Origin of the sequence: Collinsella aerofaciens (genome assembly GCF_015548375.1) — a bacterium.
Classification (GTDB): domain Bacteria; phylum Actinomycetota; class Coriobacteriia; order Coriobacteriales; family Coriobacteriaceae; genus Collinsella; species Collinsella aerofaciens_AB.
In genome coordinates this window covers 27,737-44,038 of the sequence record NZ_JADMWW010000005.1, presented here as the reverse complement: position 1 = coordinate 44,038, position 16,302 = coordinate 27,737, and the positions used below count along the sequence as shown (strand labels likewise).

General features: G+C 61.6%; 11 protein-coding genes. 8 read left to right on the top strand and 3 right to left on the bottom strand.

What is annotated here, in order from left to right; translation table 11 throughout:
- Positions 1-282: 282 nt before the first annotated feature.
- The 5 genes from I1969_RS03550 to I1969_RS03530 all read left to right on the top strand — a co-directional run bounded on the left by I1969_RS03550 (position 283) and on the right by I1969_RS03530 (position 5,548).
- Positions 283-1,827, top strand: a complete 1,545-nt coding sequence (locus tag I1969_RS03550; RefSeq protein ID WP_195232915.1) for a helix-turn-helix transcriptional regulator — start codon at positions 283-285, stop codon at positions 1,825-1,827.
- Between the two features lie 145 nt (positions 1,828-1,972).
- Positions 1,973-2,425, top strand: a complete 453-nt coding sequence (locus I1969_RS03545) for a hypothetical protein (protein WP_195232913.1) — start codon at positions 1,973-1,975, stop codon at positions 2,423-2,425.
- 17 nt (positions 2,426-2,442) lie between these two features.
- A complete protein-coding gene (locus tag I1969_RS03540) occupies positions 2,443-4,005 on the top strand; it encodes a hypothetical protein (protein ID WP_195232911.1) in 1,563 nt (520 codons plus the stop codon).
- Positions 4,006-4,079: 74 nt separating this feature from the next.
- Entirely contained in the window at positions 4,080-4,835 is a 756-nt protein-coding gene (locus I1969_RS03535) for a hypothetical protein (protein ID WP_195232909.1), read from the top strand.
- A 35-nt stretch (positions 4,836-4,870) separates the two neighbouring features.
- Positions 4,871-5,548, top strand: a complete 678-nt coding sequence (locus I1969_RS03530) for a hypothetical protein (protein ID WP_195232907.1) — start codon at positions 4,871-4,873, stop codon at positions 5,546-5,548.
- Positions 5,549-5,611: 63 nt separating this feature from the next.
- On the opposite strand, the gene mgtA is transcribed toward I1969_RS03530, so the two are convergent.
- On the bottom strand, positions 5,612-8,380 hold the full coding sequence (gene mgtA, locus I1969_RS03525; protein ID WP_195232905.1) for a magnesium-translocating P-type ATPase: 2,769 nt from the start codon (positions 8,378-8,380) through the stop codon (positions 5,612-5,614).
- A 437-nt stretch (positions 8,381-8,817) separates the two neighbouring features.
- Between mgtA and pyrE the strand changes: the two genes are divergently transcribed.
- The gene (gene pyrE / locus I1969_RS03520; RefSeq protein ID WP_195232903.1) at positions 8,818-9,501 is read left to right on the top strand and encodes an orotate phosphoribosyltransferase; all 684 of its coding nucleotides are present in this window, start codon (positions 8,818-8,820) and stop codon (positions 9,499-9,501) included.
- Positions 9,502-9,820: 319 nt separating this feature from the next.
- On the opposite strand, the gene I1969_RS03515 is transcribed toward pyrE, so the two are convergent.
- Both I1969_RS03515 and I1969_RS03510 read right to left on the bottom strand, forming a co-directional pair.
- Positions 9,821-10,675, bottom strand: a complete 855-nt coding sequence (locus tag I1969_RS03515) for a MurR/RpiR family transcriptional regulator (protein WP_195232901.1) — start codon at positions 10,673-10,675, stop codon at positions 9,821-9,823.
- Between the two features lie 42 nt (positions 10,676-10,717).
- Complete coding sequence (locus I1969_RS03510) at positions 10,718-13,318, bottom strand: glycosyl hydrolase (protein WP_195232899.1); 2,601 nt, start codon at positions 13,316-13,318, stop codon at positions 10,718-10,720.
- A gap of 116 nt (positions 13,319-13,434) precedes the next feature.
- On the opposite strand from I1969_RS03510, the gene I1969_RS03505 reads away from it, so the two are divergent.
- Both I1969_RS03505 and I1969_RS03500 read left to right on the top strand, forming a co-directional pair.
- Positions 13,435-14,442, top strand: a complete 1,008-nt coding sequence (locus tag I1969_RS03505; protein WP_161160034.1) for a helix-turn-helix domain-containing protein — start codon at positions 13,435-13,437, stop codon at positions 14,440-14,442.
- 172 nt (positions 14,443-14,614) lie between these two features.
- Complete coding sequence (locus I1969_RS03500; protein ID WP_195232897.1) at positions 14,615-16,063, top strand: glycoside hydrolase family 1 protein; 1,449 nt, start codon at positions 14,615-14,617, stop codon at positions 16,061-16,063.
- The last annotated feature ends 239 nt before the right edge of the window (positions 16,064-16,302 follow it).

Sequence of the window (16,302 nt, the reverse complement as noted above, 5' to 3'; positions counted from 1 at the left end):
CCTCAATAAGTTGCGGTGGAATAGTTCCTAAAAAGTGCCCTCAGCCGGACAAACAGGAACTATTCCACCGCAACTGAGCGCGCGATCGGAGAAGGGCTCCTTTGGTTGCGGTGAAATACGGTCTAAATCCAGCCTTTTTGGCTGTAAACAGTCCGTATTCCACCGCAACTGCTGTTGAGGGCGGTAGAGGTCTGATGTGTAATACTTCCGGCATTGCGTGTGTAGTAAGACCCGTTCTCCATTAAAATGGTTTTCCGGACATCTAAGCGGGTGGGGGTTACCATGAGGGACCTGGGAGACACAACCGCATATTTGCGCCGGGGCATACGGGAGATTCTGTGCCTGGCGCTTTTCTTTTTCACGTTTTTGGCCGGCGAGTACTTCTTTGACGTACGCGTGGCCGAGTTTGTGCCAGCGAACGAGGTTGTTATCTACGAAAGCATCGTCGTCGGCGCGAGCGTGATTGGCTATTTTGTGCGTCCTCTCCTGTACTATCGCCGTCCCCAGGCAATCGATGCAACGAGCGATATGACGGGCGTGCTGCTGGTGTCGGCATTGCTGCTGCTGATTATGGCGGCGCAGTTTCAGGTTGTGATTGCGGGCGGTCTGGTGGCGTGCTGCGCCTTGGGCTACTGCGGATCGACCGCTCATGCCAATCTGGCGCGGCGTTTTGCGCAGACGCCTTGTCTGGCACGTGCCGTGGCGGTTTCTTATGCTGCGGGCATTTTGGTACAGGTGCTCAACCATATGGTGATGCCTGCGGGCATTCCTCAACAGTTTGTCCTTATTGCCTGTGCGATTGCGCTGGTTGGGCTGCTTCACGGTACCCGCCGAGCTAAATTACGCGATGAGTCCGCGCCCGAGTTCGAAGCCGAGATTGCCGAGCTATCGGTCGATGCGTCGGAGCATGGCGCCAAGTGGCGCGATAGTCCCGAGGCAAAGGCGGCCTTCCAAGGTGCCGTAGTGCGCTTGACGGTGGCGACCGCCTGCCTTACCGGCGTATTCGCGGCTCTCAACGCCGGTCTTACGACCTCGCATGCCGCCGGCGCCATCGATCTGGGCGACTGGCCGCGCTTGCTGCTGGTTGTGAGCGCGCTTGCCGCCGGCGCCCTGTATGACCTGCGAGGACGCTCGTATATGAATATCATCATGACGTGCGCCGCCATGCTGTCCACGCTCTCGTTCTTCGTGCTTATCACCGATGGCAACGGTGGCAATGCGCTCGCTGCCACGATTATCTTTTACCTGGGTACGGGCTTTTTCGTGGTGTTCTTCACCGCGAAGTTCGCCGCGATTTCGATGTATGCGCGCTGGTCGTATTTGTGGCCGTGCATGGGCCGCGCCATCAACAATATTTGCTCAATGCTTGTGACGGCGCCGGCGGTGGCGATCATCTCGAGCCAAAACGTGCTAATGGCGGTAGGTGTCGTACTCGTGCTGTTTGTCGGCATTGCGATCTCGCTGCTGGGGCAGTTTGGACAGGGTGCCGAGGCCGAGGCTGCGCACAGCGGGCTGGCGTTTGCCACCGACGATCTTGGCGTGAGCCGTGCGCCCGATCAGGTCGACACGGTGTCCCTGGAGACACCGGAGCTTTCGTTTGACGATCGACTCGACGGTTTTGTAGCCGCCTTTGGACTTACCAAGCGCGAGCGCGATGTACTGGAGGCGCTGGTCGTATCGGACGACAGCGTGCAGGACGTTGCGGCAGCGCTCTTCCTTTCGCGTTCTACGCTCTACCGCCATATCGCCTCGATCAACAAAAAGACCGGTGCCGCCTCGCGCGTGGCCCTCATCAATTTCTTCTGGTCCTGGACACCCCAAGACTAGCCAAAACCACCACGAAGGGGACAGGCACCTTTGTGGTGGTTTTACCTGCAAAAATATGAATATGAGACATTTGTCACCTGCCGTTTTGGCGCTCAAAGGCATATGAATGTGATGTTGAGCGGAGCAGAACGGAAGGGGTGGGCCTATGGCGTCTCGTGGTTGCTCGTCTAATAAAATTGCGGGCGCGCTTATCGCCGTGGTGGTCCTTGCTGCGGCGGTGACGCTTGTGCGGGCATACGGCTTTGGTGCCCGTGCCGACCAGGGAAAGAACGCCGCGCAAGCGTTGCTGAACGATTGTGCTGCCGATCCGGTGGCAGTCAAGCTTATCGAGGACGGCGAGGCGCGGACGGTCTATGAGACCGACGATGCCGAGCTGGTCGCATCGACTTTTGCCGCGCTCGACGATTGTACCGTGGGAGGTGCGGTGGATGAGCGGATGAGCGATGCCGGTCGCACGCTCGTCTTTGTCTATGAAGACGGCTCGGAGCAATCGGTGGAGTTCGAGGGCGGGAATATCGTGCTCGACAAGACGGCATATCGCCTTGACGGTGCCGATGAACTGTGGCGACAGCTAGCCGCCATCAAGAACAGCCAATGAAATGAGGGGTGTACGGGATGAGTGATTTGAGATTCTGCCCGGCGTGCGGGATGCAGCTGCCGCGGGTCGCCGGCGTGCCGGTGCGATTTTGCCCGGGCTGCGGTGTTCGGCTTGAGAGCGTTGAGGATGACCCGGGTGTCGCGGAACACGCAAATGGGGCGGCTGCCGATGATGGCGCGGGCGAAGGTTGTGAGCCGAGCGCGAACGCGCCGGTCGATGTGCCGATGCAGGATGCCGACGCCGCGTCGCCGGTCCGCGACGTGGCCGCAGCGGATGCTCCCCGCGTCGGCGACCTTGAGCTCCACACCGCATGCGATGCCTCTGGCGGCCAGGCGCTCGCGCAAGTGGCGCTGCCGCGGGGTTGGCGTATCGAAGAGGCGCATCTTGAGCGCAGCAGTAGTTTCGACTGCCCGATTTCAGTTGGCGTGACGGCGGCAGGCCCGGCGGGCGAACGCATCATGTATCGCTCCGAGCTCTGCTACGTGGACGCGGGCGCTGTTGCCAAGCGTATCCCCACGCAAACCGAGCGCAAGGCGTTTGTGCACGTGGAGGCGGCGTGCGACGAGTTAGCTCAAGCCTGCGCGGCGCAATTGGGCGCACGGGCGGAGGTTGTGGCCGAGCAACCCTATCCGTCGAGCGCGGCAGGCGATATTGAACATGAGCGTGCTCGCGTAAAGCGCGAGGCTGCAAACGACTTTGCGATTCAGGGCTTTTCGATGGAACCGAGCGATGTGGTCTATGAGTGCCGCATGCGTCGATATCGGCTCGCGGGCGTCCCGGCGCCTACCGAGCTTGCAGTGGCGGCAAAGGTCGAGGGCTATGTAGTCTCGATCGGTGGAGTCGCGGGTTCTGTGGGTAAAGGCGTTGCCGCCGGGGCCGAGGCACTGCTGGGCGCGGGCCTTTCGAGCGGACTGATCGGTGGCGTTCTGGGTAAGCGCCTGCGCGAGCGCCAGGCGGCTGCGGCGGCGGGTCAGCGCGCCGCGAAAGATCAGGCTCCGGATCAGGGCGATTGCCCAGACGGGCCGCCGTTCAAGCTGGGCGCGGCAGACCTGTTGCAGTGGCGTATCAGGGACAGCTTCTGCCTGGTTGCGCCGGAAGGCCGTCTGGACGAGGCGGCCTCCACGGCGCTTGCCTCAATGGCATCGACCCTGCGGCTCAACCCGTCGATTGCGCGCGAAGCGTGCGCTCAAAAGCAGCAGATGGTGCTCGAGCAGCGTCAGCGCACGCAGATGAACATCGCCCAGCAGCAACAGCAGTTCGCGGCCTGGCAGCAGATGCATGCCTCGCAGCAGGCGGCGTTCGACAGCTACCAGCAGGCTTGGTTTGAGCGCAGCGATCGTCAACACGCCGCGAATATGGCCGCCAGCGCGGCCAATTTCTCCAGCGCAGGTGTGGGAACGGGCGTGGCCTCGTATTCCGATGCTATTCGCGGGGTCAACCATTACACCAGGCCCGACGGTACCGATGTCGAGGTTTCGGTGATGGCGGACCAAGCTTGGGTGAACGGCTCGGGCGACGTGATCGGCACGCGCGATGGCTTTGAGCCCGGTTTTGGCTGGACGGAGCTGCCCCGTCAATAGCGTGAGTGGGCTACGGGAGGATCGGTGTCGAGGCGTTGCTCGGCACCGTGATAAGAAACGGGAAAGGAACAACGATGAGGGAGACGGTTATTTCGCGCACGGCGTTTGTCGCGGCGGCGGGAACGGCGTTGCTGACACTTGCGGGGTGCGGTGGACAGCAGGCGCAGGACACGACGGGTTTTAACGACGATCGCCCGGTAAAGGACAAGATGGACGCGGGCTCGCCATCGGGCGATTCCGGCGATGTGGGCGGCAGCTCGGATGCGGACGGCGGCTCGACGGATGCGTTTGATACGTGGTCGGATGACTGCTGGGATGCACACCGCAACATCAGCATCGCGGCATTGCTCGAGCTTAAGGGCTGGCAGTTGCAGGAATTTGCGTCGCAACAGGGCTATACCTGGCAAGATGCGCTCGAGATGTACGAGAACGAGGCAGGCCGCGTGCTCAGCGTCTGCAATATCAGCAAGGACGGCGCAACCGAATGGCTCGGTGAGGACGAAATCGGAAAGCTCGACAAGGGCGGCACCGGGAGTACCGTGATGTTTACGCTGCAGCTTGCGGGCTATTCGAGCTGCGAGGATGTTATCGCGGGCTTTTCCGTTCCGGTTGAGGACCGGGCGCAGATCACCTCGGGCTCGTGGATCGCGTGCGTCTACGGTTCCAACATGGCGCGGCACGTTGCCATGGTGAGCCCAATGGAAAACGGCGACTACCGCCTGGACCTCATTACCGAGGAGGCCATCAAAACCGGTACGTTTACCCAAGGCGGCGGTGCCCCCACGATTAACGAATTTTGGCAGGAGAAGACCGGGCGCGCGCTCGGCTAAGTGCGATGCGGCCAATAGCATAGCGAGGGACGAACATGATGAACGAGATGACGATGAGCCGTGCGGCTTTTGTGGCGGGCGCGGGCGCGGCGGCTTGCGCGCTGGCTGGCTGCTCGGGCACAACGGGCGGCGCCAAAGCAGCGAGCACGGCGGACGCCGCCTGCGTGGACGACAATGCCAACGTGACGGTCTATGCCGCGATCAACTTGGCTGGTGCCGATCTGGTGCGCCTGCTCAAACATCAAAATTATGAGTGGCAAGGCGAGAACGTGGGCTACGGCGCCGTCGATGACGCGGGATTTTTCGCTTTTACCTTTTCCAAGGTTTCGGACGATGTGGACGAACTTGCGAACAGCGCGATACCGCTTTCGGAGTCCGAGTACGAGGAGCTTGAACCGGGCGGCGGAGACGAAAACATCGCGATTCTGCTCTCGGTGGGCGGCTATACGAAGGGCGAGCGGGCGCTCATCGGCGCGATTGGCGATGCGGCGATGGTGCAGGAGAAATGCACGATCGATGATACCCAGTATTGGCTGGTCAAAGCGCTTGACGGCCACCGTTACGTGATTATGGCCGACGACACCGAAGACGATGGCGATAGCGCTCATGACATCTATATCTACAATGAGGCTTTTATTCGAACCGGCTACTTGAGCGGCGGCGACCAGATCGATATCGATGAACTCTGGAGCCGCCTGGCCAACGCCTCGTAACGCCCCAAAACCACCGCAAAGGGGACAGGCACCTTTGTGGTGGTTTTGCCTTAGGGCCGTCTGTTACAGCAGTTCGCCGTGGCGGGCTATGAAGCGGCGCTTTGTCAGCTGGGTCAGCGCAATATAGGCGGCGACGATGCCGATGAGCAGCGCAAGGAAGCTCGGCGGCAGCGGCATGAGGCCCAGTGCGTCGGCGATGGGGCTTGCCGGCAGCCAGGTGACAAGTGCCAGGCCCAGCACGGTGAGCGCGCACAGCGCAGGTGCGGCGTGGTCGCGCGGGCTTGGCAGGCGCGGGGAGCGCAGCATGTGGATCACTAGCGTCTGCGACCACATGGACTCGACGAACCAGCCACTCTGGAAAATCGCCGCAAAGGTCGCCATGCCGGCAACATTGCCCGCGGCGGCAAGCTCGGACCAGCTCGCGCCCACGGCGGCGGGGCACACCGCAAAGAAGAGCGCGGCGAAGGTCACGATGTCAAACAGCGAGCTCACAGGGCCCAGTTCGAGCATAAAACCCTTGATAGACGCGGCGTCCCAGGCGCGCGGGCGGGCAGTCCAGGCGTCGTCGACGGTGTCCCACGGCAGCGCGATGCACACGATCTCGTAGACCAGCGACAGCAGCACCAGCTGCAGGGCGCTCATGGGCAAAAACGGCAGGAACAGGCTCGCGACGGTCACGGACAGCACGTTGCCAAAGTTGGAGCTCACCGTGGTCTTGAGGTACTTGAGCAGGTTGCCGTAGGTGCGACGGCCTTCGATGATGCCGCGCTCGAGCACGCCCAGGTCCTTCTGGAGCAAGATAATGTCGGCGGATTCCTTGGCGATATCGACGGCGGAGTCGACCGAGATGCCGCAGTCGCTCGCACGCATGGCGGCGGCGTCGTTGATGCCGTCGCCCATAAAGACCACGGTATGGCCGAGCACCTCGCGCGTGACGCGCACCAGGCGTGCCTTCTGCAGCGGCGAGAGCTTGGCGAAGAGATGCGTCTGCTCGGCGCGCTCCGCCAGCTCGGCGTCGTCGAGCGCGTCGATCTCGGAGCCCAGCAAAACGTTGCTCGCATCGATACCGATCTGCTCGCAGACGGTGGCGGCGACGCGGTCGTTGTCGCCGGTCAGGACCTTCACCGCCACGCCCTTGGCCTCGAGGGTGGCGACGGCGCCCGCGGCGCTCGCTTTGGGCGGATCGAGGAAGGCCAAAAAGCCCATCAGCACCATGTCGCACTCGTCGGCGATGTCAAACTCGCCCACGGTGCGCGGGTTGGTCTTCTGCGCCACGGCGATCACGCGCAGGCCCTCGGCGTTAAGATTGGCGACCTGCTTGCGAATCTGGGCGAGCTTGTCTTCGGCGAGCGGCCGGGCGATACCGTTGACCTCGACAAAAGAGCAGATCTCGAGCATTTCCTCGGCAGCTCCCTTGGTAACCATCTGGGTTTTGCCTTGGGCATCGGAGACAACTACGCTCAGGCGACGGCGCGAGAAATCGAAGGGAACCTCGTCGACCTTGGTGTAGCGGTCGCGCAGGCTCTGGCCCAGCATGGAATCGGGTGCGACGGTCGAGGGTGTCACATCGGCACGGTCGATTACGGCCAGGTCGATAAGATTTTTGAGGCCGGTCTGGAAGAAGCTGTTCAAAAAAGCATGGCGCAGCACGCGCGCGTCCTCGTTGCCATCGGTGTTGAGGTAGCGCTCGAGCACGATGCGGTCTTCTGTGAGGGTGCCGGTCTTGTCGCAGCACAGGACGTCCATCGCTCCGAGGTTTTGAATCGCCGGCAGCTCCTTGACGATAACCTGGCGACGGGCGAGGTCCTTGGCGCCCTGCGACAGGCTCGTGGTCACGATGACGGGAAGCATCTGCGGCGTGATGCCCACGGCCACGCTCGTGGCGAACAGCAGCGCGTCGATGACGTTGCCCTTGGTGGCGGCGTTGATGGCAAAGACGGCCGGCGCCATAACGAGCATGAGGCGTACGAGCAACATGGAGACGTTCGAGACGCCGCGGTCAAACGCGCTCTTCTCGTTGCGCCCGTTGAGCATCTTGGCGATACCGCCCAGGTAGGTGTCCGAGCCGGTGGCAACGACAAGTGCCATGGCGGTGCCATTTTGCACGGAGGTGCCGGTAAAGACGATGTTCTTGCAGGCGGAGAGTGGCAGCGCGGAGCCGTCGGCGCCCTCGACGACGGTGGCGGCAGCGGTCTTCTCGACGGCCTCGCTCTCGCCGGTGAGTGCGGACTCGATCACAAACAGGTCGCGCGCGGTGATGATGCGGGCATCTGCCGGCATCATATCGCCGGCAGAGAGACGGATCACATCGCCGGGGACGAGCTCGTCGAAGGGGATCTCGATGTGCTCGCCGTCGCGCAGGGCACAGCAGGTGTTGGAGACCAGGTCCTTAAGGGCCTCGGCCGCATTGCCGCTGCGGGCTTCCTGGATAAACTTCATGCCGCCCGATACCAGCAGCATGATGCCGATGACGATGACCGTGGAGGGGTCGCGCTGCGGCTTGGGCACGGCGAGCACGTCGATGTAGAGCGAGACCAGCGCGAGCGCGGCGAGGATGCCGGCGAAGGGATCGATGAAGGCGTCGGCGATGCGGCGGGCGAGCGTCTTGGTCGGTGCTTCGATGGTGTTGGGGCCGGAGGCGTCCAGGCGCTCGGTTGCCTGCTCGGCGGTGAGGCCGTTTGTCGTGGCGTCGAGCAGTACGAGGGCGTCCTCGGCGCTATGGGTGGCGGCGAATATGGTGTTCTTGGACAGGCCGGTGTGAGCGGCAGGGCGCGCCGTGCGGCGGCGCTTGGAGATAGCTTCGAGTACCGTGGCGGTTTTGAGCATCAGCATAGGGTCCTCCTTGTTGAAGGGAGTTAGCGTACGTGTCGTATTGAGTTGCAAAAAACCTAGATGTCGCTCACGTCAAGCTCACGAACCACCACAAAGGGACAGGCACCTTTGTGGTGATTTTGGTGATCGGCTGTTGGCGCTTATGCGTGCGCGGAATCCTTGCGGCGTGCCGAGGGCGACATGCAGGTTTTTCGACTATGACTGCCTTCCATGGCACACCTCCTTAAGGCCGGGCGCAGCGCGCTTTGGGTATCTCGTGCCCGTTTCAATCCGCCGGTATTTTTGACGAGGGGGTTTGACGTGTCAACCCCATTGTTCGGAAAATCATCGCCCCTGACAAAGCCCTTACAGAGCGCCATGGCTTCAAAGCGCGCCCGCATCGACGTCCTACCTGCGCTAAACTGTGAAGCACGTACGCGATTACGAGAGGAGCCCGCATGGAGGCTTACAAGCAAGAGTTCATCAAGTTTATGGTTGAGTCCGACGTTCTTAAGTTCGGCAGCTTTACGCTCAAGAGCGGCCGCCAGTCCCCGTTTTTTATGAACGCCGGCGCTTACGTGACGGGCTACCAGCTCAAGAAGCTGGGCGAGTATTACGCCCAGGCCATCCACGATAACTTTGGCGACGACTTTGACGTGCTGTTTGGGCCGGCCTACAAGGGCATTCCCCTGGCCGTCGTGACCGCAATTGCCTACCACGAGCTGTACGGCAAGGAGGTCAAGTACTGCTGCGACCGCAAGGAGGCCAAGGACCACGGCGCCGACAAGGGCAACCTGCTGGGCTATGAGCCCCAGGACGGCGACCGCGTGGTCATGGTCGAGGATGTCACCACCAGCGGCAAGTCCATCGACGAGACCTATCCCAAGGTCAAGGCTGCTGCCGATGTCGAGATCAAGGGCCTCATCGTGTCCCTCAACCGCATGGAGGTCGGCAAGGGTGGCGTGACCACCGCGCAGAAGGAGATCGAGGCCAAGTACGGTTTCCCCGTCGCGAGCATCGTCTCCATGGCCGAGGTCGTCGAGACCCTCTACAACCACGAGATCGACGGCAAGATCGTCATCGATGACGAGCTCAAGACCGCCATCGATGCCTACTACGAGCAGTACGGAGCTCGGGAGTAGTTACGGCGTTTTACCAAACGCCGTAACAGCTCGACGCTGCGCGGGCCGCATTTGGACAATCTGACGTTCAACTTCAAGGGCGCGACCAGAAGGTCAGCGCCCTTTCGTTTCACGTCACCTTGTCTCAAATGCGACCCGCTCGCTGTCGGTGCCAAGACATCGGCGTTGTCTTAGCTGGTGCTTGGATCCCTTGGGGACGGAGGAAAATGTACCATCCAGAATGAGCGTGGATAATCTCCCGTTTTTGGCCTGTGTGGGGGCTCAAAGTGGGAGATTATCCACGCTCATTTGATAAGTGTCCGAAAATCCACGCTTGTTGCTACTTGAGTCCTGGCAGGCGGGTGTAGGGGAACGAGCGCTCTAGGAACTCGGCGCAGCGGGCGTAGTCTTTGGCGAAGTAACTGCTGTAGAGCGAATCGAGCACGTATTGCACGGCGATGTGGCTGGCGAACTGCGTGATGCGGTGCGTCATGCTCTCGTGGTCGCTCACCGTGAGGTAGGCGGCAAAGCCGGGGTGCAGGCGCGCACAATAAGGTGTGCCGATGACAATGACGGGAACATGTCGGCTGCTGAGGATCGGCAAGATTTCCTTGAGGTTGGGCGCAAGGCCGCTGTAGGAGATTACGATCGCCACATTGCCGGAATCCGAGGCGAGCGCCGTTCGCACCTGGGCCTCGACACCGTCGTGGCACGTCGCGCTTTTACCGGCGGAGAGCAGGCGGTCGCGGAACATCCCCGCTGGATAGAGGTTGTGCGAGCCGGTGTAGATGTCGACCTGCCGTGCCTTCGCGATCAGTTTGGCGGCGTGGTCGAGCTGTGCGGGGTCGAGCAGCTCCTGCGTCTCGGCCAGCGTGGTCTGGTAGAGCCCTTCCATGCGCTCCATAACCTGCGCAGGCGTGGACGTGGCATCGAAGGGAAAGTTGATGTCCACTTCGCGCCGGTTACCCGCCTCGGTCGCCTGACGGATGAGCTCGACCTTGAGATCCTTAAAGCCCTCGAGGCCGAGCTTTTTGCAAAAACGGTGCACGCTTGCGACCGAAACATTGGCGCGGGCGGCAAACTCCTTAATGGAGAGTCCGCGGATGTCTTCGCCCATGGCGAGGGCCGAGATGCCGAGCTGCTGCTCGGTAGGGGTTAGGCCCTGCGCCTCGGTAATCTTGCGTTTGATATCCATTCGAACTCCCGCACTCGCCAAACCTGCCAAAAAGAGACGGGTTTATTTTGGCAGGTTTTGCCCGAGAAGGGTAACGGGGCCGAGGACACCGCTGGGCGCGACGGGCTCGGTGAGGGCGAAGATGTCGGAGGTCGCATGGTCGAGCGTGTTGATGACATCGATGGCGAGCTCGTGTGCGCCGGCGGCAAGCGCGCCTGTCGCAAAGCGATAGGGCGGGCAGATGCGCGTGCCGAGCGTTTGTCCGTCGAGCGTGAGCGTTGCGACTTCGTAGACATCCCCTAGGTCAATGACGGTGTGGGCGAGGTCGTCGGCCAGCTCGAACGACGTGCGATAGCGGAACGTACCACATACGCCGGGGAACTGCTCGGCCGTGAGGTCGCACAGGCGCTCGAGCTTTTGCGGCTCGCCAAAGGTTCCATCGCTGCCGGCAGGGGAGAGGGCGACGGTCCAGGGGTGGCTGATGTCGAGGGCGAGCGTTGCACGTGTGCTCGTGTCGGTGCAGTCCGCGGGCTCGATTGCGCCGCTTGCCTCCAGAACAACAACGCAGCTCTCGTAAGGCGCCAGCTCCAGCACGCCGTCAAACGCAACGGGCTTGGTGCTGTTCAGCAGGTCGAGGCGCGTTCCGCAAAGACACTTGTCTTGCGGAAGCGAAACCGTGCAGCAAATGCTTTCACGTGGGTGCTCGTTGACCAACATGACGTAGGTCTCGCCGGCACGCTCGTAGCGAAGTGCGCGCAGCCAGGGCTGTGGCCTATCGGTCACAACGGTCTGCAGCCCCGCGTCTGCCAGCGCGTCCGCCACATCGGCAAGTGGCGTTGCCGTAAGCCCGTCCAGATCGGCTGCGCCATCCGCGTCATAAAGAGCGCCGGGCACTTCGTCAGCAGCGAGCACCGTGACACCCGCGGCCATCATGCGCCTCACCTCTTCCGCTGTAGCCGCGCCAATAAACGAGGCGCCCGGCATGACAAACGCCTGGTAGCGACAGCCGTTAACAGCCAGCATTCCATCGGCAATCGAAACCTCGTAACGCCCCTCATCCTCAAAAGCCTCGGCAGGCACAAAGTCAAAATCGATCTGCGCGCGCGTGAGCTCGGCCGCCACGCGCTCGACGGGCATGGCGTTGCCGGCCCATTCGGCGTCGGCATGGTACAGAATGGCGACGGGGCGAGCGGCAGCGCCTTCCGAAAGGAGCGTCGCCGTGCGATTCATATAGCGCATGAGCTGGCCAAAGTGCGGCCATTGCGGGTTGTTGCCGTGCGCGTAAAAGTGCGGCGGGCAGTCCCAATCGGGGAAGGGCGCCATGCTAAACGCGTGCGGCGTAAACCAGTTAATACCGCGGACGAGCATATGGTCGGCAATCCATTTCATCTCGCTCAGGCCCTCGTGCCAGCCAAAGGCGCCAAAGACCTCGGCCATGCAGCGCCCCTGCTTTTTGGGGTCGAGGCGCGCGGCCGAAGAGCCCAGCTTGGCAAGCGCGTACGTAAAGAACTCCATGTTCCATGCGCCGTGGAAGTAGCTGTAGCGCCCGCGGTCAATTCCGGGGGCAAGCTGGTTGATGACCACGTCGACACCGGCCATGTCCTGTCCTGCGACCGCGCGGAAGTAGTGCCCAGCGCCCTGACCCAGGCGCGTGTGACAACTCTTGTCCTCGATCACGTGGCCAATGTGCATGACGCCGTGCGCGCGGCACCAACCGCCAATCTGCTCGTCAAAGCAGCTGCGGTAGAGCTGCGTAGCAAGGTCCATATAGGCGTGGCGAACCTGGGCGCCGTTTGCCTCGCGCGTCCAAAGGCCGTGCAACTTAGCAAGCCAATTCTCGCCAAGCGCATCGCGCAGGCGGTGGGCAAGCTCGTTCGACCACGGCAGCGCTAGGTCGCCTCGCCCGATAAAACTGCTGGTAGAAGCATCGTCGAGCGTGGTGCCCTTCTCGTTCATAAAGCCGGGCTCATCGGTGAAAAAGCCCAAGATCGTTTTGCCAAACTCGTCGCTCAGATGCTCAAACGTGGGCTCGTAGACGGCGTCGATGAGCGCGTGGCACGAGGCAGCGTCGACCATGTTGATGTACTCATCGCGAAAGCCGGTCTTTTGGCTGGTGGCGTACAGCACGATCGTAGTGACGCCGGTGGGGGCGTCAAAACGCAAGCGGGCGGGCGTTCCATCGTCTCCTTGCTCAACAGCGAGCGCAAGGTCGAGCGGCGCACCAGCGGCATCAAAAGCTGCCACGCCCACAAAGCGCTCGGTGGGGTCCATGAGATTACCGAGCTTGATAGTCGTGGACGGTTGGGGACCAACAACCGTAATCGTGCGATGCTTGAGCACGGTTTTCTTGAGCGCGGGGTCGACGCCATCGCCCGCAAGCGCGCCGTTGGCATAGCCTGTGGGGAAGTGGGCGTCGTCGAGCAGCCAGATCTTTAACCCCAGGCGCTTGCACTCGCCGATGATAAAGCGCAGGTCAGACCACCAGCCGTCGCGACAGAAATCGGGATGCGTGCGCGATTCCAGGCAAACCTCGTGGATGTCCGCCCCGGCGATCTGCTCCAGATACTCGGTAATCGTCTCGCGCGCCTCGCCCTTGAGCCACAAGAACGGAAGCACGTGGTTGTCGTAGGTGCCGCCAAGCACCTGCTCAAAATACGCCGCCATATACGCTCCTCCAAAACCGGCCTTTCAAATCCATTGAAGTCAGAGTACGCCGAGCGCGCCGCCCTGCTAATATCAAAACCACGGCAGAATATGACCGAATCAACGATGGGAGCACTATGGAGCTCGCGCGCTTGGATAACCTGCTACTCGAGCTGACCGACAGTGAACGCGCCTATCGCGCGGGCGCCCATTACGACTGGAGCGATGCACTCGGTCAAGGTAATCAGGCAGATATTGATGGCCGATTCATTCGTAAAATTGGCAACCCAACGCTCGCTCTGCACCAAGAAGGCATGCCCGAGGGGCTATCGATTGTTCGCAACTCGCGCTTCAATCCTGTGCCGGAACACGTGCACGATTATGTCGAAATCAGCTATGTCTATCGAGGACGAGCGCCGCAGATCGTCAACGGCGCGCCGCTCATGCTCGCTCAAAACGAGGTCCTCCTGCTCGATGCCGCCTGCCCGCATGCTGTTGGCGAGCTCGGTGAGCACGACATAATGCTGAGCGTCATCATCTCGCGGCCAATGCTGCGCCGTAGCCTGGAGCAAAGCCTTTCGCCCACAAGCGCGGTCTCGCGGTTCCTGCTCAACGCCCTCACGGACGAAACCGACCACCGCGGACACGTGCATTTCCATACGGGCGGCAGCCGTCGCGTGCGCCGCTACATGCAGGAGATGCTGTGCGAGCGTCTGGACCCCACGCCAGCGAGCCCCCAGATTGTCTCGAGGCTGTTTGAGCTGCTGTTGGTCGAGCTCATGCAAAGCTACGAGGCCGGTCTTCTGCGATCGGACGCGCCCGCGCTGCCATCGGCGCAGGTCGCGGCTGCTATGGGCTATATCGAGCGTCACGCCTGCGATTGCGCGCTCGACGACCTCGCCCGCCATCTGCACCTGAGCCCCAACTACGCAAGCGCCCTACTCAAGCGTCAGACAGGCCGCACATTCATGCAGCTCGTGCAGGAGGGCCGCCTGGCGCGCGCAGCGGCACTGCTCGACGCCGGTGCCACGGCAGAGGCGGCTGCGCGCGAGGCGGGCTATGCCAACATGAGCTTCTTCTACAAAAAGTTTGCCGAGCGCTATGGCTGCACGCCGGCTGCCTATCGTCAGCGTTTTCCCAGATAAAACCGACCAAAATAAACCTGTCCCTTTTTGGCAGGTGTCAGGAAGTGTCAGGGGCGGGCAGGCGGCGGGGTGCCGCTGCGAAAAGAAGTATCGGGTTTGGCGCGCCCGCTTCTGCCCGTCCCGCGCGTGGGCGATACTCGGATTATCGACCCGCGATGCAAAGGAGATGCTCATGGCAAACATCAAGTTCTCCAAGGGTTTCTATTGGGGTGGCGCCACCGCCGCCAACCAGTTTGAGGGCGCTTGGAACGTGGACGGCCGCGGTCCTTCCGTCGACGACCACTTCTTGGGAGGCAGCTACAAGGAGCCGCGTCAGATTACGATCGACATCGACCCCAACCGCTTCTACCCCAATCATGACGGTATCGATTTCTACCATCACTACGAGGAAGACATCGCGCTGTTCGCCGAGATGGGCTTCAATATGTTCCGCATGTCCATCTCCTGGAGCCGTATCTTCCCCAACGGCGACGACGCTGAGCCCAATGAGGCCGGCCTCGCCTTCTACGACCGCGTTTTCGACTGCCTGCGTGCCCACAATATCGAGCCGCTCGTGACCCTCTCGCACTACGAGATGCCCTATCACCTGGTCGAGAAATACAACGGCTGGGCGAGTCGCGAGCTCATCGGCTTCTTTGAGAAGTACTGCCAGACCGTCTTCGACCGCTATCAAGACAAGGTCAAGTTCTGGCTCACCTTCAACGAGATCAACTGCGGTACTCAGGACATGGGGAACCTCTTTGAGACCAGCATGATTCAGGGCTTTGAGGGTCCGGCGTCGGCGGTCCACACCACGCCGCAGGCTCGTATGCAGGCGCTGCATCACCAGTTTGTCGCCAGCGGCCGCGTCGTGCGTTATGCCCACGAGCATTACCCGCAGTTTAAGATGGGCAACATGGACTGCTTCATCCTCTCCTATGCCGCCACGTGCGATCCGGCCGACGTGTTCGCCACGCAGCAGGAGATGAACACCATGAACTGGTACTGCTCCGACGTGCAGGTGCGCGGTAAGTACCCGTTCTATGCCAAGCGCTTCTGGGCCGAGAACGACGTTGAGCTCGTGATGGAGGACGGCGACCTGCAGGATATCGCCGACGGCAAGGTTGATTTCTACACCTTTAGCTACTACATGTCCGGCACCGTGGGCACCCACAAGGACCACGAGATGACCGAGGGCAACATGACCTTTGGCGGCAAGAACCCCTATCTGGAGTCCACCGACTGGGGCTGGCAGATCGATCCGCTGGGTCTGCGCATCGCCCTCAACGAGATTTACGCCCGCTATGAGATTCCGCTGATGGTGGTCGAGAACGGCATGGGCGCCTACGACGAGGTCGAGGAGGACGGCTCCATCCACGACCCGTACCGCATTGCCTACCTGCGCAGCCACATCAAAGCCATGGGCGAGGCCATTGCCGACGGCGTCGACTTGATCGCCTACACCTGGTGGGGCCCCATCGACCTGGTGTCCGCCGGCACCGGCGAGATGCGCAAGCGCTACGGCTTCATCCACGTCGATAAGTACGATGACGGCACCGGTACCTACGAGCGCCGCCGCAAGGACAGCTTCTACGCCTACCAGAAGATCATCAAGTCCAACGGCGCCGAGGGCCTGGATTAATTGAGTTTCGGCGATTGAGTTCCGGCGTTCTGCCGAACGCCGGACAGGCAGCCGATTGCGTGACCACCGACGTCGATGACGGCGGCATCCGGAACGCTTTCGTTCGCCTGGGGCTTATCGAGGATTAATCGACAATATGAGTGCCACTGGGGGAAAAGGTTTTGGGAAGGGCCTGGAAGGGCTCTCGACTCGAGCTCTTACCTTAGCAATTTGATCATTTGGCACTATAATCACCATAG